The organism is Neopusillimonas aromaticivorans (assembly GCF_030344915.1).
Taxonomy (GTDB): Bacteria; Pseudomonadota; Gammaproteobacteria; order Burkholderiales; family Burkholderiaceae_B; genus Neopusillimonas; species Neopusillimonas aromaticivorans.
Map to the genome: position 1 here is coordinate 2732888 of NZ_CP128233.1, position 25579 is coordinate 2758466.

At 58.0% G+C, this 25579-nt stretch carries 29 protein-coding genes and 2 pseudogenes; 12 read left to right on the plus strand and 19 right to left on the minus strand.

Annotated elements, in window-relative coordinates; translation table 11 throughout:
* Positions 1 to 56 precede the first annotated feature (56 nt).
* On the plus strand, positions 57 to 419 hold the full coding sequence (locus tag N7E01_RS15080; RefSeq protein ID WP_289175830.1) for a transposase domain-containing protein: 363 nt from the start codon (positions 57 to 59) through the stop codon (positions 417 to 419).
* A gap of 24 nt (positions 420 to 443) precedes the next feature.
* Positions 444 to 749 (plus strand): hypothetical protein, encoded by a 306-nt coding sequence (locus tag N7E01_RS15085; RefSeq protein WP_289173463.1) that lies wholly within the window; start codon positions 444 to 446, stop codon positions 747 to 749.
* A gap of 57 nt (positions 750 to 806) precedes the next feature.
* Here the strand turns inward: N7E01_RS15085 and N7E01_RS15090 are convergent, their stop codons facing one another.
* From N7E01_RS15090 to N7E01_RS15135, 10 genes and pseudogenes are all read right to left on the minus strand, one after another.
* Positions 807 to 1046 carry a type 2 periplasmic-binding domain-containing protein gene (locus N7E01_RS15090; protein WP_289173464.1) on the minus strand — a complete coding sequence of 80 codons (240 nt, stop codon included), beginning with the start codon at positions 1044 to 1046 and terminating at the stop codon, positions 807 to 809.
* Positions 1047 to 1103: 57 nt separating this feature from the next.
* Complete coding sequence (locus tag N7E01_RS15095) at positions 1104 to 2036, minus strand: methyltransferase regulatory domain-containing protein (protein ID WP_289173465.1); 933 nt, start codon at positions 2034 to 2036, stop codon at positions 1104 to 1106.
* Entirely contained in the window at positions 1970 to 2752 is a 783-nt protein-coding gene (locus N7E01_RS15100) for a class I SAM-dependent methyltransferase (protein ID WP_289173466.1), read from the minus strand. The genes N7E01_RS15095 and N7E01_RS15100 overlap by 67 nt, the downstream gene beginning before the upstream one ends.
* 247 nt (positions 2753 to 2999) lie before the next feature.
* The gene (locus N7E01_RS15105) at positions 3000 to 4145 is read right to left on the minus strand and encodes a FliC/FljB family flagellin (protein ID WP_289173467.1); all 1146 of its coding nucleotides are present in this window, start codon (positions 4143 to 4145) and stop codon (positions 3000 to 3002) included.
* Between the two features lie 170 nt (positions 4146 to 4315).
* Positions 4316 to 5443 (minus strand): FliC/FljB family flagellin, encoded by a 1128-nt coding sequence (locus tag N7E01_RS15110; RefSeq protein ID WP_289173468.1) that lies wholly within the window; start codon positions 5441 to 5443, stop codon positions 4316 to 4318.
* 117 nt (positions 5444 to 5560) lie between these two features.
* Positions 5561 to 6688: a FliC/FljB family flagellin gene (locus N7E01_RS15115; protein WP_289173469.1), complete on the minus strand. Its 1128-nt coding sequence runs from the start codon at positions 6686 to 6688 to the stop codon at positions 5561 to 5563.
* A gap of 239 nt (positions 6689 to 6927) precedes the next feature.
* The gene (locus N7E01_RS15120) at positions 6928 to 7701 is read right to left on the minus strand and encodes a TIGR03747 family integrating conjugative element membrane protein (RefSeq protein ID WP_289173470.1); all 774 of its coding nucleotides are present in this window, start codon (positions 7699 to 7701) and stop codon (positions 6928 to 6930) included.
* Positions 7698 to 9070 (minus strand): annotated as a pseudogene (gene traD, locus N7E01_RS15125) (conjugative transfer system coupling protein TraD); the annotation flags it as partial. The pseudogene traD and the gene N7E01_RS15120, both read right to left, overlap by 4 nt.
* Positions 9071 to 9475: 405 nt before the next feature.
* Positions 9476 to 10024: pseudogene (locus N7E01_RS15130) on the minus strand (lysozyme family protein); the annotation flags it as partial.
* 137 nt (positions 10025 to 10161) lie between these two features.
* A complete protein-coding gene (locus N7E01_RS15135) occupies positions 10162 to 10638 on the minus strand; it encodes a TIGR03759 family integrating conjugative element protein (protein WP_289173471.1) in 477 nt (158 codons plus the stop codon).
* A gap of 145 nt (positions 10639 to 10783) precedes the next feature.
* Between N7E01_RS15135 and N7E01_RS15140 the strand changes: the two genes are divergently transcribed.
* From N7E01_RS15140 to N7E01_RS15155, 4 genes are all read left to right on the plus strand, one after another.
* Positions 10784 to 11878: an RpnC/YadD family protein gene (locus tag N7E01_RS15140; RefSeq protein ID WP_289173472.1), complete on the plus strand. Its 1095-nt coding sequence runs from the start codon at positions 10784 to 10786 to the stop codon at positions 11876 to 11878.
* A gap of 460 nt (positions 11879 to 12338) precedes the next feature.
* Positions 12339 to 12593: a hypothetical protein gene (locus tag N7E01_RS15145; RefSeq protein ID WP_289173473.1), complete on the plus strand. Its 255-nt coding sequence runs from the start codon at positions 12339 to 12341 to the stop codon at positions 12591 to 12593.
* Between the two features lie 135 nt (positions 12594 to 12728).
* On the plus strand, positions 12729 to 13154 hold the full coding sequence (locus tag N7E01_RS15150) for a hypothetical protein (protein WP_289173474.1): 426 nt from the start codon (positions 12729 to 12731) through the stop codon (positions 13152 to 13154).
* Positions 13155 to 13611: 457 nt separating this feature from the next.
* On the plus strand, positions 13612 to 14478 hold the full coding sequence (locus tag N7E01_RS15155) for an RpnC/YadD family protein (RefSeq protein WP_289173475.1): 867 nt from the start codon (positions 13612 to 13614) through the stop codon (positions 14476 to 14478).
* 285 nt (positions 14479 to 14763) lie between these two features.
* Here the strand turns inward: N7E01_RS15155 and N7E01_RS15160 are convergent, their stop codons facing one another.
* Both N7E01_RS15160 and N7E01_RS15165 read right to left on the minus strand, forming a co-directional pair.
* Positions 14764 to 15177, minus strand: a complete 414-nt coding sequence (locus N7E01_RS15160) for a type II toxin-antitoxin system VapC family toxin (protein ID WP_289173476.1) — start codon at positions 15175 to 15177, stop codon at positions 14764 to 14766.
* The gene (locus N7E01_RS15165; RefSeq protein ID WP_289173477.1) at positions 15174 to 15422 is read right to left on the minus strand and encodes a type II toxin-antitoxin system Phd/YefM family antitoxin; all 249 of its coding nucleotides are present in this window, start codon (positions 15420 to 15422) and stop codon (positions 15174 to 15176) included. The genes N7E01_RS15160 and N7E01_RS15165 overlap by 4 nt, the downstream gene beginning before the upstream one ends.
* 111 nt (positions 15423 to 15533) lie before the next feature.
* On the opposite strand from N7E01_RS15165, the gene N7E01_RS15170 reads away from it, so the two are divergent.
* The 4 genes from N7E01_RS15170 (at position 15534) to N7E01_RS15185 (ending at position 17403) form a co-directional block, all read left to right on the plus strand.
* Complete coding sequence (locus N7E01_RS15170; protein WP_289173478.1) at positions 15534 to 15821, plus strand: hypothetical protein; 288 nt, start codon at positions 15534 to 15536, stop codon at positions 15819 to 15821.
* The gene (locus N7E01_RS15175) at positions 15814 to 16278 is read left to right on the plus strand and encodes a FliH/SctL family protein (protein ID WP_289173479.1); all 465 of its coding nucleotides are present in this window, start codon (positions 15814 to 15816) and stop codon (positions 16276 to 16278) included. Before N7E01_RS15170 ends, N7E01_RS15175 begins: the two co-directional genes overlap by 8 nt.
* Positions 16279 to 16739: 461 nt before the next feature.
* A complete protein-coding gene (locus tag N7E01_RS15180) occupies positions 16740 to 17144 on the plus strand; it encodes a group II truncated hemoglobin (protein WP_289173480.1) in 405 nt (134 codons plus the stop codon).
* A complete protein-coding gene (locus tag N7E01_RS15185) occupies positions 17134 to 17403 on the plus strand; it encodes a hypothetical protein (protein WP_289173481.1) in 270 nt (89 codons plus the stop codon). The genes N7E01_RS15180 and N7E01_RS15185 overlap by 11 nt, the downstream gene beginning before the upstream one ends.
* Before the next feature lie 38 nt (positions 17404 to 17441).
* Here N7E01_RS15185 and N7E01_RS15190 read toward each other — a convergent pair whose 3' ends face one another.
* From N7E01_RS15190 to N7E01_RS15205, 4 genes are all read right to left on the minus strand, one after another.
* A complete protein-coding gene (locus tag N7E01_RS15190; RefSeq protein WP_289173482.1) occupies positions 17442 to 18158 on the minus strand; it encodes an SIMPL domain-containing protein in 717 nt (238 codons plus the stop codon).
* A gap of 36 nt (positions 18159 to 18194) precedes the next feature.
* Positions 18195 to 19343 carry a M20 aminoacylase family protein gene (locus tag N7E01_RS15195; protein WP_289173483.1) on the minus strand — a complete coding sequence of 383 codons (1149 nt, stop codon included), beginning with the start codon at positions 19341 to 19343 and terminating at the stop codon, positions 18195 to 18197.
* A gap of 134 nt (positions 19344 to 19477) precedes the next feature.
* Positions 19478 to 20422 carry an MFS transporter gene (locus N7E01_RS15200; RefSeq protein WP_289173484.1) on the minus strand — a complete coding sequence of 315 codons (945 nt, stop codon included), beginning with the start codon at positions 20420 to 20422 and terminating at the stop codon, positions 19478 to 19480.
* A 16-nt stretch (positions 20423 to 20438) separates the two neighbouring features.
* On the minus strand, positions 20439 to 20933 hold the full coding sequence (locus N7E01_RS15205; protein WP_289173485.1) for an MFS transporter: 495 nt from the start codon (positions 20931 to 20933) through the stop codon (positions 20439 to 20441).
* Positions 20934 to 21220: 287 nt separating this feature from the next.
* Here N7E01_RS15205 and N7E01_RS15210 point away from each other — a divergent pair, with 287 nt between their 5' ends.
* Positions 21221 to 21406, plus strand: coding sequence for a hypothetical protein (locus N7E01_RS15210; protein ID WP_289173486.1), 186 nt, complete (start codon positions 21221 to 21223; stop codon positions 21404 to 21406).
* A gap of 91 nt (positions 21407 to 21497) precedes the next feature.
* Here N7E01_RS15210 and N7E01_RS15215 read toward each other — a convergent pair whose 3' ends face one another.
* The gene (locus N7E01_RS15215) at positions 21498 to 21959 is read right to left on the minus strand and encodes a c-type cytochrome (RefSeq protein WP_289173487.1); all 462 of its coding nucleotides are present in this window, start codon (positions 21957 to 21959) and stop codon (positions 21498 to 21500) included.
* Positions 21960 to 22212: 253 nt separating this feature from the next.
* On the opposite strand from N7E01_RS15215, the gene N7E01_RS15220 reads away from it, so the two are divergent.
* Positions 22213 to 23379: a linear amide C-N hydrolase gene (locus tag N7E01_RS15220; protein WP_289173488.1), complete on the plus strand. Its 1167-nt coding sequence runs from the start codon at positions 22213 to 22215 to the stop codon at positions 23377 to 23379.
* On the opposite strand, the gene N7E01_RS15225 is transcribed toward N7E01_RS15220, so the two are convergent.
* Positions 23363 to 24229, minus strand: coding sequence for a hypothetical protein (locus N7E01_RS15225; RefSeq protein WP_289173489.1), 867 nt, complete (start codon positions 24227 to 24229; stop codon positions 23363 to 23365). The genes N7E01_RS15220 and N7E01_RS15225 overlap by 17 nt on opposite strands.
* A 53-nt stretch (positions 24230 to 24282) precedes the next feature.
* Entirely contained in the window at positions 24283 to 25515 is a 1233-nt protein-coding gene (locus N7E01_RS15230; protein ID WP_289173490.1) for a serine hydrolase domain-containing protein, read from the minus strand.
* Positions 25516 to 25579 lie beyond the last annotated feature (64 nt).

Sequence of the window (25579 nt, forward strand, 5' to 3'; positions counted from 1 at the left end):
TTCGGAAGCTGTGGCTCTTGGCGGCATGAAACGCACAAATAACCGCTAAAATGAATATTTCAGGGACGACCAAATACTGGAGCAAGCTGACGCGCTACGTCGAACGTGGCGATCTGCCGATCGACAACAACCGCTGCGAGAACGCCATCCGCCCCTTCGTGGTGGGACGAAAAGCCTGGTTGTTCAGCGAGAGCCCGGCCGGCGCACAGGCCAGCGCCTTGATCTACTCGTTGGTGGAAACGGCCAAGGCCAATGGGCGCGAACCCTATACGTGGCTGCGAAAAGTGCTGCGGGAGTTGCCCCATGCCAAGACGGCGGATGAGTACGAAGCGCTTTTGCCGTGGAACCTGGATCTGGAAACCCTGGCGGTAGAGGCCGTTGAGGGGATACCGGTGGACGACACACTGAGACAAGCGTAACGGTGGGAACGCTTCCCGACAGGCATGACGAATAATAAAACCCTTCTGGATCGTGAGTTGTTCACCGAGGCATTGCGCCATATGAGTGAAGCCGATCTGGTGTACCTGAACCGCATGGTGGTCGAACGGCTGAACCTGCTCGCGCAGGCCAGAAGCACGGTGCAGTTGGCCCGCTTCGCCCAGGGCGACCGGATCTGCTTCACAGCCAGCGACGGTACAGAGAAACATGGCACGGTCCTGCGGTTGAATAAAAAGACGGTAAGCGTTTGCACGGACGACAATCAACGGTGGAACGTCTCGCCGGAGCTACTGCGCAAATCCAATCTCTGAGAATCAAAACTATATCGTCTACCCGTACAGCACAGAACCATGGGGTTTATGGCGCACTTACGATTCAATGTGTGTTCGGCGGATGCTTACGTTCATCCAGGGGATGCGGCGATAGCGCAATGTGGGGTGGCCCTTTGGTACGATGGCGACCAGGGTGTCTTCCCATATTATGGTGGAAATGATTTCCTTTCTGCGGATATTGCTGCGGGCCAGGCCGAGTTCCAGCAGGCCGTTGCGCAGGCCGTAGATTTGTTCGCTGAGGGTGCTAGCTAACTGTCTATTTAGGGGCGAAATCACGCCTGAAGTAAGAATAAATGCAGTAGTTCCGACAGCTTCTACAGCCGCACAACTTCCCTAAAACAAAACCCCTTGCTGTTTCAGCAGGCCCAAAAGTTTTCCTACAACTTTGTCTGCCAGGGAATCAAGATTGCGCTGCCCCTTCAGGAACTTTCCATCGACATAAGGCACATCGCCACGATGCAGAGCATCGCGCAGCAAGGTCGCCAATTGCTTTCGGTTACGATTGCCATCAATACTGTGTAGTACGAAGGCTTCCGCTTCTTTGAGCTGCAAGTTCACTGCTTCGTGCCATAGGTTAAAAGTACCGACACCGAACTCTGGATTTTTCCGTTGCTGATATATATGCGAAAAACCGGGTATCAACGCCGGGGCGTCTTGTTCTATGGCCTCTTGCGTTTCGTAGGCGGAAAGGTCAAGCGTAAAACGCAAGAAGTTCAAACGGAATAACGTCTGCAGGGCCTCAAGCAGCTTTTTCCGTGCTGCTTCGTCGTCTTCTGCATCTTCCAGTTCCGGGCGTGTCTGTACGAGCAAGGTCTGGAAGTCCATGCTGGCCGGCCACACGGCTGTGAGCGTGCGCATAACGGCCAGTACAGCAGTGTCGCTGGTTTGCACCAGCCGGTTCTTATGATTGCGCAGGGCAACGCTATCTTTGGGTGCCTCAGCGGGAGATTCAACTTCCGTAAAGTGACCTGCCCAGCGCAGGTCGGCCAGACGCTCCATGTCAGGGCTTACGGTTACTTCGCCCGCTCTTGCTTGGTGGACCAACATGCTCTTGCGGAAATTACGACCCACCGCAAAGTCTAGGTACTGCTGACGCATTTCACGCGGCTGCCCCAAGGCCACAAGGCTATGGTTGAGCTGTACGTTCTGCCCAAAAGTAACGGACATTTCAACGTGAGGTTCGGCGTCGCCTACATGAGTCAACCCGTGCTGATCCGCCATATTGACGAATTCCAGCAGGTAGCAGGGGTTATTGAAAGTTTCCAAGTACTCGTGGGCGATGTAGTAGTCGGAATGCTGGCGCAACTGGCCCACGGCAGCGCGCAAAGAAGGCGCCAAGGGTTGCTTGACGCAATGCCTTCCGAAAGCAGATTCAGCACGGCCTTGGCGCTGGCAAGTTTGTCTTCGTCAGTTTGCGAACTATGACTATGCAGCAGCATAGCGTCGCGCACGATATCACCCGCCTTCCAGCCTGGGTAGGTGTTGTAGCTGATATAGCCCACGCCATGAGGGGTAAGGTTTTCTCGCAGGATGCGCAGCATGGCTTCGCGGACTTCAGGCGGTACCCAGCTGAACACTCCGTGGGCAATGATGTAATCGAACTGCCCAAATTCTGGCGTGATGTCTGTCAGACTCATAGCGTGCAGATGCAAATTCTGCACCCGCAGCGCTTGCACGACTTCCTGCCCCTGCTTTACCTGTACAGAAGACAGGTCTAGACCGACCACATGTGCTTTTGGGTAGGCCAACGCAAATGGCAGCAGATTACCGCCTCCAGCACACCCCAATTCCAATACTCGGGCGCTTTCCAGCGGAACGGTTTCCAGGCCGAATAAATGCGCAGCAGCACGCAAATGCCCGGGCGAAGAAAACGGGAAAGCGTTCGATGTATACACCCGTTTATCGTAGGCTTCACTGATTTCCTGGTTAGCCAGTTGAAGGTCGGCGTCAAGGGTGCCGGGAGATCCACGGTCTGTACTCAATTCATGCTCCTGCGGAGGAAACGATGCTTACGTAAGGAACTCCTAACGAAGCATAAAAGACATTTACTACGATTTGAACGCACTATAGGGTAACGCGTGCCGTGGTAGTCTAAAACTCGAACAAAGCCGACTTTTCGTTGCTAACTGGTTGTACATACAAAACCGCCAACCCCGTTGCCAGGATTGGCGGCTTCTTAGCATACCGAACCAACTCCTCGTAAGCGAAGAGCCGACATCGACGCGGAAATTAACGCAGCAGCGACAGCACAGTCTGGGGAACCTGGTTGGCTTGCGCCAGAACCGAGGTGCCAGCCTGTTGCAGAATCTGCGCGCGTGTCATGTTGGAGACTTCGACTGCGTAGTCGGCGTCTTCAATACGCGAACGGGCGGCAGACAGGTTGGTGACCGTATTGTTCAGGTTGGCAATGGTGGATTGGAAACGGTTCTGTACCGCACCCAGCTCGCCACGAAGCTGGTCAACCTGTGACAAGGCAGAATCCAGCTCTGCCAAGGGGCTTGCACTGTTTGCGTAGGAAAGCTCGCTGGCGCTGATACTGAGATTCAACTTGGCCGTAGAGTTTGCCGGAATCGCATCGGTGGTAATTGCGAAATCTTTGGCTTCTACTGCATAGAACATGTCCTTGGTTGCACCGACGCTGGCAGGGACAGCGGCTTTAGCAACATGGACAAACAAATTGCCGTCGGTGTCAGTATGCAGAGTAGCGGCTACGCTGGTTCCATCGATCGAGATCTTGCCAGCAGCGCCGTTATCCAGGGTAACTTTCCCGTCAACAATGACAGCATCGTTATTATCTTTGAACAGCTTTCCGGTTGCATTGGCATACGCTGTCGTAGTTGTCTTAGGACCAGCAATGCTGAATTCGTTCAGCTTCAGCGTGCCACTATCGATCTGCTTCAGGCCAATATCAATGGTTTCCTTGTCGTGCGCACCAACCTGGATGGTCAGGCCGTTGTCTTTGGACAGCACGCGCACGCCGTTGAACTGGGTTTGTTCCGACACGCGGTCGATTTCTTCCAGGCGCTGGTTGATTTCAGCCTGGATGGAACGCAGGTCGGAACCCGAGTTCGAGCCGTTGGCGGCTTGAACCGACAGTTCGCGAACGCGTTGCAGGTTGTTGTTGATTTCGTTCAGCGCGCCTTCGGTGGTCTGAGCGATGGAGATACCGTCGTTGGCGTTACGGGCAGCCTGGATCAGACCCTTGATGTTGGACGTAAAACGGTTGGCGATGGCTTGGCCGGCGGCGTCGTCTTTGGCACTGTTGATGCGCAGGCCGGAAGACAGACGTTCGATGGCGCTGCCCAGCGCACCTTGAGACTTGGTGAGGTTGTTCTGGGAAACCAGAGCAAGATAATTCGTGTTGATGACAGACATGGAATGCTCCTATTGATCTGCTTGCACCGCCCGACCTGATACACTTGCCGACGCTGCTGATGGCCTTTATACAACCGTTAACGGCATCATCGAAACAAGCTTTAGGGGGCAGCAAAAAAACTTTGTAACAACGCCAGGCAAGCGCCAAAGCCTACCCGGCGTGGTGTGAATTAACGCAGCAGCGACAGCACGGTCTGGGGAACCTGGTTGGCTTGTGCCAGAACCGAGGTGCCCGCCTGTTGCAGAATCTGCGCACGTGTCATGTTGGAGACTTCGACGGCGTAGTCGGCGTCTTCAATACGCGAACGGGCGGCAGACAGGTTGGTGACCGTGTTGTTCAGGTTGGCGATAGTGGACTGGAAACGGTTCTGCACCGCACCCAGCTCGCCACGAAGCTGGTCAACCTGCGACAGCGCGGCATCAAGAGCGGCCAAGGGGTTCTCGGTCTTGGTAACCACGTCATCGGCATTATCAACAATATTCGTTGCTTTTTCGCCAAGGGTGACTACGGCAGTGGGAGCGACAGCAGGATCACCTGGATTGGGAAAGTCTGCCGGATTGCCGTCCACGACCTTGGCCGACGCGTGGTACCAATCACCGCTATGTTGGACGTAAAGATTGCCATCGCCATCAGCCTTAACGTTGGCGCCGGTGTACCCGGCAATGCTTTCCCCACCGATCTGAACAGAGACCTTCGCATCAGCGACAGCCACAGGGGTAGCTTGGCCATCTTTCAGACCATGAGCTACTAAACTTGCATCCAGAATAGTGGTGCGCACGCTGAAAGTACCCAGGTTCAACTTACCACTATCAATCTGCTTCAAGCCGATATCAATGGTTTCGTTGTCATGGGCGCCGACCTGAATGGTCAGGTCGGTGTCTTTGGAAAGCACACGTACGCCGTTGAACTGGGTCTGTTCCGACACACGGTCGATTTCGTCCAGACGCTGCTGAATTTCAGCTTGGATAGAGCCCAGGTCAGGGTCGGAATTGGAATCGTTGGCTGCCTGTACCGTCAGTTCACGGATACGCTGCAGGTTGTTGTTGATTTCATTCAACGCGCCTTCGGTGGTCTGAGCGATGGAGATACCATCGTTGGCGTTACGGGTAGCCTGGGTCAGACCCTTGATGTTGGCGGTGAAGCGGTTGGCAATAGCCTGACCCGCAGCGTCGTCTTTGGCGCTGTTGATACGCAGGCCGGAAGACAGGCGTTCGATAGCGCTGCCCAGAGCCCCTTGCGACTTGGTCAGGTTGTTTTGCGAAACCAGAGCAAGATAGTTGGTATTTATGACGGACATGGTGTTCATGCTCCTATAAAAATCGGCCTGTTGTCTGTATTAACGACAACAGACCTGAACTCTTTAGTCATCTGCTGGCATCAGGCAGCAACCACCGCCTGATGCTCAAAACGCTGATTAGCGCAGCAGCGACAGCACAGTCTGGGGAACCTGGTTGGCTTGAGCCAGAACCGAGGTGCCTGCCTGTTGCAGAATCTGAGCGCGCGTCATGTTGGAGACTTCGACGGCGTAGTCAGCGTCTTCAATACGCGAACGGGCGGCAGACAGGTTGGTGACCGTATTGCTTAGGTTGGCGATAGTGGATTGGAAACGGTTCTGCACCGCACCGAGCTCACCGCGAAGCTGGTCAACCTGCGACAAGGCAGTGTCGAGCTTTGCCAATGCACCGCTCGTGCCTGCGTACGAGAGTTCTTCTGCATTTATTGAAAGTGTTGTTTTCAGGGCAGCGGTTGAAGGTGTGGCAGTCGTGACCGTGAAATCGCTGGCTTCTACAGCGAAATACATGTCAGCAGTCGCGCCAACGCTGGCGGGTACGTCGTTCTTAGCAACAACAGCGAATAGTGTTCCATTGTCGTCAGCCTTCAATGTCACGCTTGTTGCTGCACCATCAATGCTGATAGTGGTTGCCGACACGTTTGCTGCTAGTACCGAAGCACCATTGTCGTCCTTGATATGCGAAACGTGCTTATCAGCCACTGCCACCAACGTACCCTGCGGGCCTGCGATGCTATAGGTGCTGAGGCCCAGCTTGCCGCTATCGATTTGCTTGAGACCGATTTCGATGGTTTCTTTGTCGTGTGCGCCAACCTGAATAGACAGGTCGTTATCCTTAGACAGCACACGCACGCCGTTGAACTGGGTTTGTTCCGACACGCGGTCGATTTCTTCCAGTCGTTGGTTGATTTCAGCCTGGATGGAACGCAGATCGGAACCCGAGTTCGAGCCATTAGCGGCTTGCACCGACAGTTCGCGAACGCGCTGCAGGTTATTGTTGATTTCGTTCAGCGCACCTTCGGTGGTCTGAGCGATGGAGATGCCGTCGTTGGCGTTGCGAGTGGCCTGAGTCAGACCCTTGATGTTGGCGGTGAAGCGGTTGGCGATAGCCTGACCAGCAGCGTCGTCTTTGGCGCTGTTGATGCGCAGACCGGAAGACAGACGCTCGATGGCGTTGCCCAAAGCACCTTGCGACTTGGTCAGGTTGTTCTGCGAGACCAGGGCAAGATAATTGGTGTTGATTACGGACATTTTGGAATGCTCCTGTAGGGAAAAGGCAGCGGCTTGTTACTGCCGGTTGACCAGGAAAGCCCTTTTGGGTGGAATCCTGGCCCCGCACTTAGGTGTTGGGCAGGCCCTATATTTCCTGTACATGCCCGTTTACGGCAAATATTCGTAGAGGTTTAGGTTGGCTACGAAATACTTCTTCTTTGTTACAGTTCGCCGGCTGGTTGGCTCTAAGCTGGTCTTATCACTCTACTTAGCGGCAGCTACAAGGATTTCTTGAATCGGCTGGCGGTCAGGCTGAGTGCAATGCCCTGCAGAACGGCGGCAGGCAGCATGAATGCAAGGGTTGGCAGGCTGACAGGCAAGGCCAGCCAGAGCAGCCAGGGCCATACAAGCAGCGGCCCCAGGCTGGCTTTGGCGCGGTGGTAGATAAAACCGGATTCCTGCCCCGCCCCAAAACGGCGCTGGTCGCGGCGCACCAGGCCGTCTACCAGGCCCAGCATGGCGGTGGCCAGGAACAACGGCAGGCACAGGGACAGCGCGAACAGGCGCAAAGCAAAAACTCTGGCAGCGTGGGCAGCGGCCAGCGTCGCGTTGGTGAGCCAGTGGCGGGCTTGGTTCAGGTGCTGTTTGAAGCCGTGCTGTGTATATAAGCGTGCTGCTGGGTTGTGTATATCGGTTGGTGGTTTGTGTATATCGGCGGTTTTTTTGGTGAGCCGTGTGTGCAGGCCGCTGCGCTGGAGCAGCCAGTATTGCAGGGTGTCGTCCAGGCGCTGGGCGGTATGGGCCGGGTCGGGAAATACTAGGCTGCGCGGGAACGCCGTTGGAATACGGGCCAGTTCCTGCTGGGCCAGAGTGTCAGCATGACGCCAGCTATGTTCAGGCCAGAACAGCATCATGCCTATTCCCTGCAGGGTCAGGGCCAGCAGCAATGCGCCGCATAGCAGGCCGAACAGGTGCAGGGGCGACAGCAGCAGGCGGGCGATCAGCCCAGGGCGGCGTGGGGGTGATGCCTGGGTGGCGGGTTGGTTGCTCATGGGGCGTCGGGCTGGCTGGTGTCCTGCCACCAGTCAGGTTCGGTGGTGTGGTTCAGGCGCATGTCTTTTGCCATGGCCTGCAGGTTGGCGGGCATGGCTTCATCCGGGTCGGGTTCCGGTAGCGGCATGCGTATCTTCCACAGCTTGCCGCCTTCCACCAGGGCAAAGCACTGGCCTTTGGGCAGGCTGACGATATGCGCCGGTTCAATCATGGGAACACTGGTGGCGGTGACCCGTTCCTGGGTGGTGGAACTGAAATCGGTGCCGCTGTCCAGGTTGGAACTGTCGGCAGCGGTGCTGATCTGGCTGCTGGCGTAGACCTCGACCTTGGGCAGTTGCTGGGTCAGCAGTTCTGCCGTGGCGGTTTCACGCACACGCAGCATGAAAAGGTTGTTGAAGTTGCCCACCACCTGACCCGCTTTGGCACGGTTGCCGATACGGGCTTCGATGTCGGACAGGGTTTGTGTGTAGGCCGTAACCTGTATGCCTGCGCCGCCGCCCTTGTTCACCAGGGGAATGAACTCATCGCCCATCAGTTCGTTGAATTCGTCGGCATGCAGGTTAATGGGGACTTTAGCGGCGGGGTCGGCGCTGGGCGGCAGGCCGTCGTCTATGCCGAATTTGTAAATATGCCCGGCGACCGATACCAGGTCGCTGAACATGGCATTGCCCACGGCGCTGGCGACTTCGGTGTCGGATAGCGCATCCAGCCCTACGTAAACCACGGCGCGTTGGCGCACGATCTGCATCCAGTCGAAGATGGGGCGCGGGTCGTTCAGTTCGCTGTAGCTGGGGGCCAGCAATTGGGCGATTTTTCCGGTGGTCAGTTTTTCCAGCAGCGGCAGCAGGCTGGCGACGATTTTGTCGAAATAGCTGCGGCCAAAGCGCCCCACCGCGTTGTAGCGGGCGGAAATATCGGGCCAGGCGGGTTTTGCCGACTCGGGTAGTACCCAGCACCAGGGTGTGGCCGACACGCTCGCCCAGCGGCAGCGTGGCGTCGGTTTCATCGGGTTCAATGCCGTGCAGGCGCGGTAGTCCGCCCACGGGTGGCAATGGGCGGGCCGGGTTCAGGGGGAATCCCAGCGGGTGAGTTGGGACAGTTTTTGCAGGGGCGCGGGGCGAATTCCAGTTTGGTTTCTAAGCGCCGTGTCCATTGGTATACGGGGGTTGGGTCTACGTATGCGCGGAACTCGGGGCGGTAGGTCTGCATCAGCCGGTGGGTATGGCGTTGATCCCACAGAAAGCCCTTGCCCAGGAACAGGTGGTGGCGGCTGACCGGAATGCGGCGGCTGGTCATGCTGTAGTGCGGCAGGCGGCGGATATTGTGGCGGTAGCGCAGTACCCGCCAGGCTTGGCGCAGGCGTTGCGCGGCCAGCAGGATAAGCCCCAGGCCGCAGGCCAGCCCGGCGGCGGGAGTCAGCGCCAGCGCCCAGGGTGCTGCCAGACATAGCGTAGCGGTGGCGGCGCACAGCGCCACGGTGTATAGCTCCACCGCTGGACGTAACAGGACTTCGATTGGTTGTTGGGACATGGCGGGCGGGTCATTGCTGGGGGTGGTGCCGGTGCTGGTTCCGGTGCCGCTGCCGGGCTGGGGTGGCAGGTTCAGGGATTGGTAGTACGGGAGTGCTGATGCACCGCCCCGGTCTTCTACGACGATCAGGCGGGTGTTAGTTCTGACGGTGGTGGCGTCGGCGCTGGTGGCGGTGCTGCCCGGAGGCATTGGATTTGATGGGGCTGTTGCGGGCGGCTGCGTTGCCTGGGGATGCGCCGTAGCGGGTGTGGCTGGTTGCACGGCCTGCGTTGTGGCGCTCTGGCTGGCAACGGCTTGCAGGCGTTCCAGATGCTGGCTGACTCCTGCCCGATAACGGGCGGCGGGTTCGCCGCCTGCCGGGCGGTGGTAGCGGCCAGCGGTGGTCAGCCAGTCTTGCCCCGGCTGGTGCTGTTCAAGCAGGATTTGTGCGGCGATACGCAGGTTGCGGTAAGGGTTCAGCAGTTCGCAGGGGTTTTGATAGCCCAGGTTGATCTGTGCCAGCCCGACATCGACCTGGGTTGGCTTGACCTGCTGAAGTGCTTGCTTGACGGCGGTGCAGGCGGCGATGCGGTTGGGAAAGCGTTGGGTCTGCCCCGCCACATTCAGCGACCACGGCCAGGGAACGCGGCGCCCATGCAGGGTCATGCCGCTTTCTTGCAAGGCGATGGCATATAGCACGGTGACGGGTACGCCCGCCTGTTGTGCGGCCAGTTGATAGGCTGGTGGCGGCGTGGTGTGGGCTTGTACCGTTGTTGGGCTGAAGGCCAGACTGATGAGGATGCCCGCAACCATGCGCACCGGGTTAAATGTATGGTTGACGGACTTGATGGTGAGGCTCGCAATCGTACGCGCTGGCTCGGGTATGCAGTTAATGAACTTGATGAAGGCGAGTGGATTCGGCCTGTTCGCCCGTATTGGCCGGATGATGGTCATTGCCGTCGCCATGTGCCGTTGACCTCGCGCACGATGGCGGGCAAGCCGCCGGATAGCCCCAGCGCCTGCCAGCGGCCGCTGTCGTGATTCAGGGTGATGTGGCCTGCGCGTACCTTGTCGGGCTGGATGCCCGATTGTCTGGCCCAGGCGCGGATACGGTCGTTTTCTGACTGGCTGCCGACCATGTAGAGGTCGAAGGTTTGGCCTTCAGCTTGCAGCTTCTGAATGGTGGTTTCGCAGGCCGGGCAGTTTTCTTCCACGAACACGGCCAAGCGGGATGGTGATGCGGTCTGGCTGCGTAACAGGCGATTCGTTTGTGGGTTGCCTATGCTGGCCTGCGCCGGGTTCAGACCGCGCAGCGTGGCGGATAGGCTGTCGTGAGTCTGGTTTTCATCCAGCAGCACCGGCAAGCCGGGAAACTGCTGCTGCCAAGCGGCGTCATAGGCTCGTTGATAAGCCAGCAGTTTTTCCACCCGCTGCCATTCCTCGGTGGTGAGGTTCCAGGCTTGGTGTGGGCTGGGGGTGCTCTGTGGGGTGTGGTGTTCTGCGGTGTGAGTGAAGAATGGCGGCGTATTGGCGGCTGCCGGGCCAGCCAGGGCATACAGGCCGAGAATCAGGATGCAGGTTGACAGCGCCTCCAGGATTGTTTCAGCGGCGGCAACCGCCGAGCGCCCCGACTTCGACCGCGCCTGGAAAGACGCTTTGCGTTGGTGGCTGCCCGACTGCCTGCGTTTGTTCTGGCCGGCAATCCATGACCAGATCAACTGGACGATTCACCCGGAGTTTCTGGCCACCGAACTGCGCCGTCTGCAAAAAGCCATCCAGCCCGATGTGCGGTATGTCGACCAACTGGCCAAGGTACGGCTTGACCAAGGCCACGATGCCTTGTTATTGATTCACATCGAAGTCCAAACCCGCCGTGCCGGTAAAACCCTGGCCCTGCGCATGCTGCGCTACCATCACCGGCTGTTTGAAGCCTACCCTGGCTATACCCACTTCCCCTGTGCCATCCTGCTGGATCGCAAACGCGGGCCGGAGGTTGAAACGTTTCGCGTACCCGTTTTGGGTGGCGAGCACGTCTTCCGGTTTCCCGTCGTCAACCTCGCGGCATGGGAAACGCGGCAGCATGAGTTGCATTCAATAGCACCCACCAACCCCTTTGCCGTCGTCGTTCTGGCCCAACTGGCCTGTCGCGCCACCCAGCCCGACCAGACCCGCTTGGTCAGCAAGCTGGAATTGGCTAAACTATTGAAATACTGGGGCTATAGCGTTAATCAGCGGTTTCAGCTGATGCTGGTCATTGATGCGTTATTGACCTTGCCCGAACCGCTGGAAAACGCCTTTTATGACGCCGCCCAGCATATCGAGGATGAACACACCATGGAACGACTCAACAGCTTTCAACGCGTACGCCTGCGCCGTGAACGCCAGGCCGCCGAAGAAATCGGCATGCAAAAAGGACTGCAGGCCGGTTTGGCGCAGGGTATTCAGCAAGGTATTGAACAAGGTATTGAACAAGGTATTGAACAAGGTATTGAACAAGGTGCTCACACCGGAATTGCCGGCATGCTTCACGCCCAACTGCAACAAAAATTCGGAGATCTGCCCGACTGGGTCAACCAGCGTCTGCAGCACGCCGATACCGCCGTGCTGCAGCACTGGGTCGTGCGGTTTGTGCATGCCCAATCTCTGCACGACGTGTTTGACTCCTGAACCTATCGTTTTGCATATGAACCCACCCCTTCCTCTGTCACCAACACCCTTCCCAAGCCGGTGCAGGGGGTATGGGCCGAAGGGCTTGGGCACGCCGCTGGCGGGTGCCGGCGCGAGGAGGCAAGGGCGCGGTGTTCGAGTGGGCGTTTTCGAGCCGCCGGGGGCGGCTCGATCCGCGAGTTCAGCGCCCGCCTCGCGGCGGTACCCGACAGCGGGAAGCCCCGCAGGGGCCGTGCCCGTGCCCGTGCCCGAAGGCCCATACCCCTGCACCGGCGGTGCGCAGACTGTGACGTATTGAATTGCTGAGTGGCCACACAACAAACGAAAACCTGCCGTTCCTGTCAACGGTATTTCAATTTTCACCACCCGTGGTATTTAATTTCTCCACACGATCCGCCCCGCAACCTGATACGTTCCTGCACGACCCATCCCACCATGACCCTTTGATCCATTCGCATCGTTGCGAATAGCTGCACATCGGTCCCTTGCCTACACTGACTTCCTGACTTATAGCCGTTTGCCGCTTCAGGAAGCCCCCACCTACATCGCCGACCTCATTCCCAAAGCCCCGGGTTTGGTGGCACACTATCTGCCACAGTTGAAATATTTACTGATCGCACAGAACCAGTACACTGACGAAACGCTGACCGCCATGCACAACCTGGTAGCCGCCATCATTCGGGTTGAACACCCGGCCAGCCGCCAGACCTTGTGAAGGTAGCCGCGTATTCTATGGCCAAATGAACGATTTAAAAGAATCATAAACACGATGTACCACGCAATGCTTGATGCCCTGAATCGGGCAAGTTCCATTCAGCTTTATCATCTTACAAACATTATTGAGCGCCTGATGTCCGACCCATCGCGCCTCATGCAGGCTCGACTTGCGTTGCGCCTGGGGCTTGAAGTGCGCTTTGTCGACTGGGCAGCACCAGGTGTTGAACTTCAGTTTCGTCGGGGAACGGTCGTTGTCATGAAAGACAAGCAGGTGGGCATCAAAGACATGTCAACAGGGCAAGTCTGGATGTTGCCTTATGCGGCTGTTGAGCTTCCTGAAGGGGCAACGCCCCACGCACCCGAACCCGAGCTCAAGGTAAAGCGGCCGGGTCGCGATGATTTTTGTAAAGGTGATCGCGTCAGCTTCGAGGATCGTCATTTGCAAACCTGTATTGGAACCATTGTACGCATCAACCAGAAAACGGCCAGCATCGAGGCCGATGACGGCCGGGGCTGGCGAGTTTCTTTTGGGCTGTTGCGTCATGTTGTTGATCTTTGATCGACTGAATTTTGGTCGTCTTGTCAAACCATGTTTTGGTCGTATTGTTAAACCATGACCCTTTGATCCATTCGCATCATTGCGAATAGCCGCTGGGTACCCACCCCGATACAGTAACCCCACGCGCTGCCAACCCGGCAGCCATCGAAGGGGCAACCATGAATCTGTGGCGACGACTGGAAACATGCACAAGGGTTTCGGGCTACAGGCTGGCCGAGCCTGTACCCGACGCAACGGACCCAGCGGAAGACCGATCTGGGTCGGCTGAAGATGCCAATTCTGGCCTTCATGACGCATCCAGGATTGTTTCAGAGGCCGCCACCGCCGAGCGTCCCGACTTCGACCGCGCCTGGAAAGACGCTTTGCGTTGGTGGCTGCCCGACTGCCTGCGTTTGTTCTGGCCGGCAATCCATGACCAGATCAACTGGACGATTCCCCGGAATTTCTGGCTACCGAATTGCGCCGTCTGCAAAAAGTCATTCAGCCCGATGTGCGGTATGTCGACCAACTGGCCAAGGTACGGCTTAACCAGGGCCACGATGCCTTGTTGTTGATTCATATCGAAGTCCAAACCCGCCGTGCCGGTAAAACCCTGGCCCTGCGCATGCTGCGCTACCATCACCGGTTGTTTGAAGCCTACCCCGGCTATACCCACTTCCCCTGTGCCATCCTGCTGGATCGCAAACGCGGGCCGGAGGTTGAAACGTTTCGCGTACCCGTTTTGGGTGGCGAGCACGTCTTCCGGTTTCCCGTCGTCAACCTCGCGGCATGGGAAACGCGGCAGCATGAGTTGCATTCAATAGCACCCACCAACCCCTTTGCCGTCGTCGTTCTGGCCCAACTGGCCTGCCGTGCCACCCGACCCGACCAGACCCGCTTGGTCAGCAAGCTGGAATTGGCTAAACTATTGAAATATTGGAGCTATAGCGTCGACAAGCGGTTTCAGCTGATGCTGGTCATTGATACCCTGCTGACCTTGCCCGAACCGCTGGAAGACGCCTTCTATGACGCTGCCCAGCACATCGAGGATGAACACACCATGGAACGACTCAACAGCTTTCAACGCGTGCGCCTGCGTCGCGAACGCCAGGCCGCCGAAGAAATCGGCATGCAAAAAGGACTGCAGGCTGGTTTGGCGAAGGGTATTGAACAAGGCGCCCAGGCCGGAATTGCCGAAACGCTCCACATGCTATTGCAGCAAAAATTCGGTGACTTGCCTGACTGGGTGAATCAGCGTCTGCAGCACGCCGACACCCCCGTACTGCAGCACTGGGTTGTCCGAATTATCCATGCCAAATCCCTGCACGACGTGTTTGACTCCTGAGCCCATCGTCTCACATTATGCGCTCACCCCTTCCGCTATCACCAACACCCTTCCCAAGCCGGTGCGGGGGAAGCCCCGCAGGGGCCGTGCCCGTGCCCGCAGGCCCATATCCCCTGCACCGGCTCTGCGTGAACCGTGACGTTTTAAGTGGCAACAACAGGCGACAACATCACATCCCCGCACAGCCCATCCAGCAACCCGAACATTCAAGCACGACCCACTCAACCATGACCCTTTGATCCATTCGCACCGTTGCGCATGGCGATTTTTTCGAACTACGTGTGATCAGTTTGACCAAGGGTTGAAGATATCGATGGGCAGACCTGCGAAATCCTTGGCGTTGCGTGTGACCAATACCAGATCGTGTTCCAGTGCGGTGGCGGCCAGCAAGCTATCGATGGCGGGGAGAGGCCGACCCGCTGTGGCGACCAAACGTCCCCAGCGATCAGCCACGGCGGCATCGACCGGCAGCACACGGCCGGTAAAGAAGGTTGGCAAGTCCGTCTCCAGCCAATCAAGTAATGTCTGGCGGCGCGCTTCATCGCTGACGCCTTCAACGTCTTTGCGGATTTCACCCAACGTCAGCACTGACAGGTGCAGGGTGGACGCTGGTCGCTGCGAGAACCAGGCGACAACGCCGGGGTCGGGTGCCTTGCGGCGCAATTCAGACAGCACGTTGGTGTCGATCAGGTAGCTCAAAAAGCCACCTCCCGGGTCAGGCTGCGGTCGCGCTCAAATGCAATGTCGTTCGCTTCATAGAGCGGCGAGCGCCGCATGAAATCAACCAGCGAGCCTTGTGACTGCGACAAGCGATCAAAGGTCTCGCGCGAAATCACGACGGCCACCGATTTTCCATGCAGGGTGATGTCTTGGGGTTGGTCTTGTGCGCGCTTGACCACTTCCGACATTCGCGCCTTCGCTTCTTGCATCTGCCAAGTTTGCATTGGGAACTCCTGATCTGACTAGACTAGTCAGATTTTAGTGAGTGATGCCCCTTATTTCAAGGCGCTTGCCTGGAAAGGCTTTTTCATCTTGCAAACATTATTGAGCGCCTGATGTCCGACCCATCGCGCATTATGCAGGCGCGACTTGCGTTGCGCCTGGGGCTTGAAGTGCGCTTTGTCGATTGGGCAGCGCCTGGCGTCGAGCTTCCTGAAGGGGCAACGTCTCACGCACCCGAACCCGAGCTCAAGGTAAAGCGGGCGGGTCGCGATGATTTTTGTAAAGGTGATCGTGTCAGCTTCGAGGATCGTCATTTGCAAACCTGCATTGGAACCATTGTACGCAGCAACCGCCACCCGACCCGACCAAGCCCGCTTGGTCAGCAAGCTGGAATTGGCTAAACTATTGAAATACTGGGGTTATAGCGTTAATCAGTGGTTTCAGCTGATGCTGGTCATTGATGCGTTATTGACCTTGCCCGAACCGCTGGAAGACGCCTTTTACAACGCCGCCCAGCACATTGAGGATGAACACACCATGGAACGACTCAACAGCTTTCAACGCGTGCGCCTGCGTCGCGAACGCCAGGCCGCCGAAGAAATCGGCATGCAAAAAGGACTGCAGGCCGGTTTGGCGCAGGGTATTCAGCAAGGTATTGAACAAGGTATTGAACAAGGTATTGAACAAGGTGCTCACACCGGAATTGCCGGCATGCTTCACGCCCAACTGCAACATAAATTCGGAGATCTGCCCGACTGGGTCAACCAGCGTCTGCAACACGCCGACACCGCCGTGCTGCAGCACTGGGTCGTGCGGTTTGTGCATGCCCAATCTCTGCACGACGTGTTTGAATCCTGAGCCCATCGTTTTACATTATGCTCTTACCCTTTCCGCTATCACCAACACCCTTCCCAAGCCGGTGCGGGGGTGTGGGCCGAAGGGCTTGGGCACGCCGCTGACGGGTGCCGGCGCGAGGAGGCAAGGGCGCGGTGTTCGAGCGGGCGTTTTCGAGCCGCCGGGGGCGGGTCGATCCGCGAGTTCAGCGCCCGCCTCGCGGCGGTACCCGACAGCGGGAAGCCCCGCAGGGGCCGTGCCCGTGCCCGCAGGCCCATACTCCCCGCACCGGCTCTGCACAGACAGTAACCCATACCCCGCACAGGCTCTGCAAAACCTGTGACTAACCCCATCCCCGCTCAACTACTCCATTCATCGTAACCACACCCCCAGCACCACAGCCTTTACCAGTCATACGTAACCTGCAAACCCGATCCCGGGGCATAATAGCTCCTCACTGCCACCCTTCATCAGGAGCCCCCTTCGTGTCATCCACCGATAACCCCGTTACCGCATTCGACCTTATCGGCGGTGAAGATCGTGTCCGTGAACTGGTCGATCGCTTCTACGACCTGATGGATCTTGAGCCGGGTTACACCCGGCTGCGTGCCACCCATGGCCCCAGTCTTGACAACGCCCGCCAGCGCCTGTTCTGGTTTTTGTGTGGCTGGCTGGGCGGGCCGGCCTACTACGTTGAAAACGTCGGACACCCCATGTTGCGTGCGCGCCATTTGCCGTTTTCCATCGGCATTCCCGAACGGGACCAGTGGGTTGCCTGCATGGACCAGGCCATGGCCGACCAGAACGTGCCGCCAGAACTGCGGGCGCCACTGCATGACGCCTTCATGAATACCGCCGACTGGATGCGGAACCGTCCGGATGAACCTTGAAGCCCCCGACTACCGCCGCCTGATTAACGAACTTCAGTCTGTCATTACCGACACCCTGAAATTGCTGGATGACTTTGAAGACACCGGCATGAACGAACACATGGTCGAAGATTACGAGCGCCTGCACGGTATTCTGAATACCGCCATTACCGATCAACGACGTTACCAGGCCGAACTGCTGGCCGTGCTGCGAAAAGACGCCAATGCCACTGGCGGGGCGTCTTCCGGGCATGGGTCAGGCGCCAATGATGAGCCCTGAAATTGCCTGCAGAATGCGCCCGACCGGATCATGTGAATTTAATCCAGCTGATACTCGAACGTGCTGACCACGCGCAGCCGCTTGATACGTGACGAACTGTCGTCGAAGTCGGCGCTTTCGCCAAAAATCTGGATCACGCCCTGGTTCGCTTTTTGCAGTCGGCCCAGACTGGCACCAGCGTCACCGGCAAAACGGGTAGCCTGTTCTTGCGCATTGCGGGTGGCCTCGGCCAGCAGCGGTGCCTTGGCTTCATTGAATGCCCGCAACTGATACTGCGGGCCGCTGCCCACTTCAACCACCAGCCCTTGCTGGATCAACGGGTCGATGGCCAGGGCGGCATTGGCCACGGCATCAACCCGGCTGGATTTGACGATGACCTGGCCCTGGCCGGTGTAGCGAAAGGGCTGGTCAGGTGAGACATACTCACGCGCAAATACATCTTGCACTTGCAGCGGACGCACTTCAATTTCGTCGGCGCTGAACCCCAGGCCACGCAGAAATACCAGCACCTTGTCGCGATCCGTCGACAGCGTTTGCTGGACCTCATTGAAGACGTCGCCGGCGCGGCGGAACGTCAGCGACCATGACGCATAGTCGGCCGGGGCATTCATTTCGGCCAACCCCTTGACGGTAACCGTGCGTTCGCCGGTACGAAAGCGCTCAAGCCCCTGGCCGACCTGCCAGCCGCCCCAGACCAGTCCGGCCGCCAAGAGTAAACCGGCGGCGATCATTCCTTTGTTTCCTGATGTATTCATGGTGAGGTAGGCCAAAGTTTTCCAGTGTTGTTTCGGTTATTTAAGGTAGTGTTCTGCGACGGCGACCCAGTAGGCTGCGCCAACCGGAAGGTTGCTTTTATCAAACACGTACATCGGGTGGTGTACGTTGGGTGTGTCGCCGTTGCCGATGAAGCAATAAACTGCGGGTACTTTCTGGGCATAAAACGCAAAGTCTTCGCTGCCCATGAAGGTGGGGCCGGGCATGAAGACCTTGTTGTCGCCAAATGTTTTCCGGGCAATCGCGCAGCAGGTTTCAGTGTGCGACGGGTCATTCACCAGAATCGCCCCGGGTGGGCCTTCCCGGAACTCGAAACCCACATTGTAGGCTTCGGCCGTGGCTTTGGTAATAGATCTGATCTTGTTCAGCACCAGCGTGCGGGTTTCGGCCAGACGGGTGCGTACGCTAAGGCGAAGGGTGGCATTTTGCGGAATCACGTTCCCCGCATCACCGGAAATGAAGGCGCCTACACTGACCACGGCCGCGTCCATGGGTGCGACATTGCGCGACACGATGGTTTGCAGTGACATGACCAGGGCGGCTCCGGCCACCAGCGGGTCAACCCCTTTTTCCGGCATCGACCCGTGGCTGCCGACGCCGGTCAGGACGATTTCCCAATTGTCGACAGCCGCCATGATTGGCCCGCCGGTGAAGTGCAGGGTATTGACCGGCAGGCCGGGCATGTTGTGCATGCCAAACATCACGTCCATTGGGTAGCGTTCAAACAGGCCGTCTGCAATCATGGCCGGTGCGCCCGCCATGATTTCTTCAGCAGGCTGAAACACCAGATTCAGTGTGCCGTTGAAGTTCCGGGTTTTTGCCAGGTACTCGGCCGCGCCCAGCAACATGGACGTGTGGGCGTCATGCCCGCAGGTATGTGATTTGCCGGGGATTTTGCTTTTATAGGGCAGATCGACGGTTTCTTCGACGGGCAGGGCGTCAGTGTCGGCACGCAGGCCGATGCTGGCCGCACCGTCACCCACCTTAAGGCGTCCGACAACGCCGGTTTTGCCGATGCCGGTTTCGACCTCATAGCCCCATCCCCGCAACTGGCCGGCGATGTAATCGGCCGCCAGGTGTTCTTCGAAGGCGACGGCAGGGTTTTCGTGCAGATAATGAAAGTGCTGTTCAATACGTTTCAGTTCCAGGGCAGTCGATGCGTTCATCTTATGGCGTCCTTAGTGGTGGCGCGGGCGGGCGGCATTTTGCTGCAGGCCCGTGTGATTGGGCCGGGTGAGTCGTGAGTGATGCGATCAGGGCCACCACGAATGTCACCCGGCGCGACGGGTAAAGGGTAAGGTCAGGCTTTTTTCCCTTTCGGAATCGTGAGCATGATCGAAGCAATGGCCACGACAATCATCAGGACATTGAAGCCCAGGGCCAGGATGGCGGCCTCGCGGACAGCCAGGTTGTCCTGGCGGCCGGCAAACGTGATGACCCCTTCGAGCCAGGTGATGCTTTCATTGTTTGCACTGAAGGCGGTAAAGATAGTCGCGGAAATGGCCACGCCAAACGCCGCCCCTAACGAGGACGCCATTTTGTAGATGCCAGACCCGGCACCGGCCTGTTCAGCAGGAAGATTGGACAGGGCGGCATCGGTGGACGGTGTGGCATAGAACGCCAGGCCAACCCCGAACAGGGTGTAACCGATAATGGCGGAAATCTTGTAGTCGTCCAGCAGCATGTTGGCGGGTGACAGCAGCACGATGGCAAGGCCGGTGATCAGGCAGCCCCAGATCATCGGTTTGCGGGCACCATACAGGCGCAACAGTTTTTCACCGACACGGATAAAGGCAATGATGGCGATGGCATAGCCCAGGGTCAGCATGCCGGCGGCCTGGGCGGTCATGTTGCCCCCGAGCTGCACCAATTGCAGCGACACAATCAGCGTCCCGGCAACGCCGTTCAGCAAAAAATTGGAAATTGTCGCGCCGGTATAGGTGGCATTCTTGAACAGGCTGAAATCGAAAAAGGCATTGGGCGAGCGAGATTCGATGCGCAAGAATGCGGCACCGACGATGACGGTGACCGCGATCAGGCCCAGCACCAGTGGGCTGCCCCAGCCCAGACGGTTGCCTTGTGTGACGACCACCTGGATGGCGATCATGGCAATCATGAAACTGAGTACGCCGGGTAGGTCGAACTTGTAATCCCCGTGGGATTCAGCCTTGGTTTCGGGCGTGCCGCGCATCATCCACAAGCCCAGCAGGCAGACCGCAATCGAGACGAAAAAATAGAGCGCCAACCGAAGTTTTCGCTCATCAGCCCACCGAACAGCGAGCAGAGCCCCGAACCCCCCAGGACCCGATCGACCACATACTGATGGCGCGCTGGCGGCCCGCGCCATCCCAGTAAGCTTTGACCACGGCCAGACTGGCCGGCATGATGCAGGCGGCAGACAAGCCCTGCAGGGCCCGGCCGCTCAATAGCACAACGGTGCCAAAGTCGCCGGCGGGGGTCAGCCCCACCAGTAATGAGCCGGCGATATTCAGGTAAAAGCCCAGGCGCACGATTTTCATGCGGCCCATCCGGTCGGCCAGCCCTCCCATCACCACAATGAAAATGCCCGAGAACAGCGCCGTGATCGCAACGGCGATATTCATGGTGTTTGCCGAGATACCCAGCTCCCGGCTCATGTCCGGGGCAATGTTCAGTGTGGTTTGGGCAAACAGCCAAAAGGCGATGACGCCCATGATGATGCCAAAAAGTAACTTGTCGTTACCTTGATACGTGGTGGTGCCGACCGCGGTTGACATGGTGTGTTCCCCTTTTGGGTAGGGCGGCGCAGTGGGTAGCGGATCGCCCGGTTGTTATGGTTTTAGGTAAGATGTGACAATGACTGACAATCTACGTCGGCCAAATGGGGAATGCAAGTGGTTTTTCAGGCAGGGTGACGTGGTGATTGCACGGGCTTGTCGACACGTGCCAGAGCGCTCATAATAACGCTTCAACAAGGTGGAGGTGGCCTATTTACACATACCGAAAATTCGGCCTTGCGGCCGCGCTTCTTGTGCTGTTGTCGGGTTGCGGCAGCAGTTCGCCGTTGTCCCTGTTTCGCAGTACGCCTTCGGTACCCGAAAATGTTGCCTCAGGCCCGTGTTACGACAACCCGCGCAGCTGTATTCACAAAGGCCGTTATGAATCGGGTGAACGTCAGTACGCCCAGCAAGAAGCCGAGCGTTTGAACCAGTTGGCGCTGGAGCGCTTGCGCCGTAACGCTATTCGATAGGTACAACGGGCCAGTGGCTGCTTGGGTCTGCCGCGCAGTCACTTCCGGGTGCTCGTGCGGGTTGGTAATGGCCCGCTGTTTTCGTCGGGTTTCAGCTATCTCGGTCGTGTTCCAGTTTTTTGCGTAGCGCTTTCTTTTCTTTGATTTCTTTTTCCAGACGCTCGGCGGCTTCGTGGCGGATGCGTTTCATCATGTCGGCATCCGGCGTCTTCCAATCGCCGCCCGAAGCGCTGGCCATCCAGGCGACGGCATCGGCGAATTCTTCAATGCTCAGGTCGGGGGCGCCGCCTTGTGCCGGCATGGCCCTGACCCCAACCCACGCGTGCGCCGTCAAAATATGCTGGCCTTCTTCGATCAGTGGGGCCCATGCGGTTTTGTCTCCCAGTTTGGGTGCTGACGCCACCCCGGTGGCGTGACACGCGACGCAGGCCTGCTGGTAGACCTGTTCCCCTGTTTTGGGTGCTCTGGTTGTGTCATTCTGGCTGGTGGCCACGGATGGCATGCTGCCCAGGGCCAGCGCAAACAAGGTGGATGCAAGGGTCAAGCGTTTCATGATGATTCCTTTCAATGTGGGCACACGAGTGCCGTTTGGCGCCTCAAATGATAATGGCATGTTGTTACCAATTTGGGTCTTAATGTAACAAAAGAGTCTTAAGGTTACGTTAAGTTTAAGGAAATGCCATCAACGACACGGGTTGTGGCGTCAGGAAAAAGCGCATGGCGAATATCGCGATAAGCTTACGGTGGGCTGTGTCGAGGCTCTGACACAGGAAGCCACTATCAATTTTTGCTAAAGGGCGTACGAAATGAAGAAGGGAAAACAACATTGGAAAAGAGTGGGTGCGGCTGCGCTGGCGGGTTTGCTGGCACTGCCCGCCATCAGTCAAGCGTGCACTTCGTTGCTTTATACCGACGAACGAGGCACACCGTATGCAGGTCGTACGATGGAGTTGCCCATGGAGCTGCCGTACGAGGTCACGTATTTTCCGGTGGGTTCAAAATTTGACTCCCAGGTCAAGGCACACCCCGAGCTTGATTACGCGTCAAAATATGCTTTCGTCTCGGTGACCGTGCCTGACCCTGTCACCAAAGGGCTGAAAGTTGTTGAGGGTATTAACGAAGCCGGCATGAGCTTCAGTCTGCTGGCGTTTGCCAGCACTGAAGGGCCACGCGACATGGTTGAAAAAACCCGTGCGGTGCTGTCGGCGATCGATCTGGGTGCGTGGACGTTGTCAAACTTCAAGAACGTGGCCGAGGTCAAGGCTGCGCTGGCCAAGCAACCCGTGCTGGTCACGGCGCTTTTGCCGTTGGGCGTGTTGAAAACCCCGTTTCACTACACCCTGCATGACGCAGCAGGCGCATCTATCGTGATCGAGTTTTCGCAGGGTAAGCAACATGTCATCGACAACCCGATCGGGGTCATGACCAACGGCCCCGAGTTTCAGTGGCACCAGACCAATCTGAACAACTATACGTTCCTGAACAATAAAGATCAGTCGAAGCTCACGCTGAACGGGGTGACGTTGCAACAGCCCGATTCGGGTATCGCCACCGTGGCGCTGCCGGCCTCGAATACCTCGGTGGGTCGTTTTGTTCGGGCCGTGTATTACTCGCAATTTGCAGAAAAAGCCAAGACGCCTGACGAGGCGGTCTTGACGCTGTCGCATGTCATGAACAATTTTGATCGCCCGCGTGGCATCACGATTGATGAGCGTTTTGAAGAAAGCATCGAGAACATTGCGGCCCCGGCGGTTACAGGCGAGCCCCTGTACACCTCGGAATACACGTCATGGACGGCCTTGTCCGACCTGGATCGACGTACGTTTTACGTGCGCAGCTACGGTTCCATCAATTATGTCGATTTTGATCTGAACCGGCTGAAACAGCTGAAAACCCAAAAGTCATTGCCTTTGAAGCAATTTGAGCGGCAGGCGGGTAGCGGGACAGCCGCATTCTTTACACCTCGAAGCTGACCCTGATAACGGCGTTCGGGTTGCCGTACACCAGCAGGTAGCACGGGCGATCGTGCGCCGGCAGTTGCGCCCTGTCTGAGCCGTCACCGCCGGCTTGCAGGGTGAATTCGCTGTCGTAGAGTTTCCAGACGGTGGCACCCGACAGGGTGATGGTTTGCGCAGTGGCACTGGCGGCAATAGAGCGCCATTCGGCATAGCCCTCGGTGCCAATGGACAGCACCGAGGTATCTGCCGCAAGCGGTGCTACCGAGTTTGCCGGACGAAACACGCCGCTGCCCACACGCACCCACTCTTCGCCCGCACGTGGAATAATCACCACATCGTCCAGATCACGGCCGAAGGCAACGGGTATTTTCAGGCACATCAGGGCAACATGGTCACTGGTCGAGGCGTCGGCAATCTGGTTTTCTTTGCCTTTGACGTCGGCATTGATCACGATATAACCGGGCAAGTCCGGAACGTTCGATAGCGTAAGGGAAGGGCTGGCATACTGCATCAGCCACGATGATGCCGGTTCATTGACAATCAGCCAGTGGCGCCCAAGCCGGTTTTGCCAGGCTACCGACAGGGAGGCTTTGGCATCAAGCTTCTGCAGCCAGGGCAGTTCACGCAGATAATGGCCCATGCCAGCGGGGGTACGCCGGGTCAGGTAGTGCCGGCCTTGCGCCAGTACGGGGCGGTAGCTGACAAGGGGCTCGGCATCGCTTGAGAAAAAGCCGTCGTCGCGCATTTCCAGGCTGACGACATCGTCATCCCAGATGCCATCAGCATAGTTCGACATGGCGACGGTGCCATCAGCTCGCGTCTGCAGACGGTAGATGGCATCGGCTGCGGCATACACACCGGCCATCGGGGCGACCGGTGCCGCGCTGCTTTCGCTCGCCGCCGGGATGGATGTGGCGGTCAGGGGCAGGGCAGGGCCGCCAGACGGCCACGTTCGACCAGCGCCTGCAGCAGAATACGTTCGGCCAGCATGCCGGGGCGGTAGGCGGTGGAGGTTCCGGTGATCATCAGCGCCAGCCCTTCGTCAGGCAACACAAAGAAGTCACTGCCATACACGAAGGTGCCACCATTCTTGTGCCAGGCCGTGACGCCTGCTGCGGCCAGTCCGTCCTGGTGTACGCCATCCCACCCCAGCCCGTAACCATCGGTTACGACCACGGGTTGCAGCGGCTGGACGGTAGTTTGATTGCGTGCCATCGCTGCAATGGATGCTGTCGACAGCAGTTGCTTGCCGTTAAAGACGCCCTGGTTCAACAGCATGCGGGCCAGTGAAGCCATTTCAGCCGGTGTGGAGTACAGGCCGCCTGAACCGTGGATATTGGGGAACTCCTGCGGCAGTTGCGTATCGCCATCGTAGCCGGGCGCAAAGCTGCCGGGCGCAAAGGGTTCGGTGGCGAAGCGGCTGCGCGTCATGCCCAGCGGCAGGAGGATGTTCTGGGTGACGAACTGTATATAGGTCTGGCCTGTGACTGCCTGTACCAGAAGCTCAACCAGCGTGAAACCATCATTGCAGTACACCGACATCTCGTCGGGCGCGTGTTTCAACCGCGCCTTGGCCAGTGTCTGCATGACCTGTGCCGCGTAATCGGTGCGGGGTGCCGTGCCAATGGCATCCCTGAAATCGAACCCGGGGAAGCCGGACGAGTGGTTGAGCAACATGCGCACGGTAATACGGGTGTAGTCAGGCGATGCCATGTTGAACCCGGGTAAATACGTCACCAGCGGTTCGTCCAGCCTGACCAGGCCCCGGTCGGACAGCATCATCACCGCCAGGGTAGCCAGTATTTTGCTGCATGAACCGATGCAGAACAGGGTCTCGGTGCTGGCTGCGGTGTTGGTGGCTTTGTCGATGGTGCCGAACGCTTCGGCCCAGACAAGCCGGTCGCGCTCGATCAGGGCGACCGAGACTGAGGGTGTGCCGGAGTCTGACATGGCCTTTACGATGGCGACGCGGGCATCGGCAATGGTGGCGCTGTAGTCTGGCGTCGAGCCACCGTGGCCTGAATCCGGGTCACTGTCGCTGCAGCCGGTTAGCCAGGTTGGTACCAGCAGCCCCAAGGCGCCGAGCTTGAGCAGGTCGCGCCGCGTCGGGTGCCCGTGCACGGGGTGAATGGACACTGGGGGCTGGTTCACGACGTGCTCCTGGTCAAGTCAAAGTGTTAATCATTATGACCGATTGGCGCACTGAAAATCATGT

Bases quoted from the DNA above. Each gene is read 5' to 3' on its own strand.
- N7E01_RS15195 (WP_289173483.1), bottom strand. From the start codon at position 19,343: ATGAACGCATCGACTGCCCTGGAACTGAAACGTATTGAACAGCACTTT.
- N7E01_RS15140 (WP_289173472.1), top strand. From the start codon at position 10,784: ATGCAGGTTGACAGCGCCTCCAGGATTGTTTCAGCGGCGGCAACCGCC.
- N7E01_RS15110 (WP_289173468.1), bottom strand. From the start codon at position 5,443: ATGTCCGTCATAAATACCAACTATCTTGCTCTGGTTTCGCAAAACAAC.
- N7E01_RS15115 (WP_289173469.1), bottom strand. From the start codon at position 6,688: ATGTCCGTAATCAACACCAATTATCTTGCCCTGGTCTCGCAGAACAAC.
- N7E01_RS15190 (WP_289173482.1), bottom strand. From the start codon at position 18,158: ATGAATACATCAGGAAACAAAGGAATGATCGCCGCCGGTTTACTCTTG.
- N7E01_RS15205 (WP_289173485.1), bottom strand. From the start codon at position 20,933: ATGTCAACCGCGGTCGGCACCACCACGTATCAAGGTAACGACAAGTTA.
- N7E01_RS15105 (WP_289173467.1), bottom strand. From the start codon at position 4,145: ATGTCTGTCATCAACACGAATTATCTTGCTCTGGTTTCCCAGAACAAC.
- N7E01_RS15085 (WP_289173463.1), top strand. From the start codon at position 444: ATGACGAATAATAAAACCCTTCTGGATCGTGAGTTGTTCACCGAGGCA.
- N7E01_RS15220 (WP_289173488.1), top strand. From the start codon at position 22,213: ATGAAGAAGGGAAAACAACATTGGAAAAGAGTGGGTGCGGCTGCGCTG.
- N7E01_RS15215 (WP_289173487.1), bottom strand. From the start codon at position 21,959: ATGAAACGCTTGACCCTTGCATCCACCTTGTTTGCGCTGGCCCTGGGC.
- N7E01_RS15170 (WP_289173478.1), top strand. From the start codon at position 15,534: ATGTCCGACCCATCGCGCATTATGCAGGCGCGACTTGCGTTGCGCCTG.
- N7E01_RS15165 (WP_289173477.1), bottom strand. From the start codon at position 15,422: ATGCAAACTTGGCAGATGCAAGAAGCGAAGGCGCGAATGTCGGAAGTG.
- N7E01_RS15225 (WP_289173489.1), bottom strand. From the start codon at position 24,229: ATGGCCGGTGTGTATGCCGCAGCCGATGCCATCTACCGTCTGCAGACG.
- N7E01_RS15120 (WP_289173470.1), bottom strand. From the start codon at position 7,701: ATGAGCAACCAACCCGCCACCCAGGCATCACCCCCACGCCGCCCTGGG.
- N7E01_RS15150 (WP_289173474.1), top strand. From the start codon at position 12,729: ATGTCCGACCCATCGCGCCTCATGCAGGCTCGACTTGCGTTGCGCCTG.
- N7E01_RS15185 (WP_289173481.1), top strand. From the start codon at position 17,134: ATGAACCTTGAAGCCCCCGACTACCGCCGCCTGATTAACGAACTTCAG.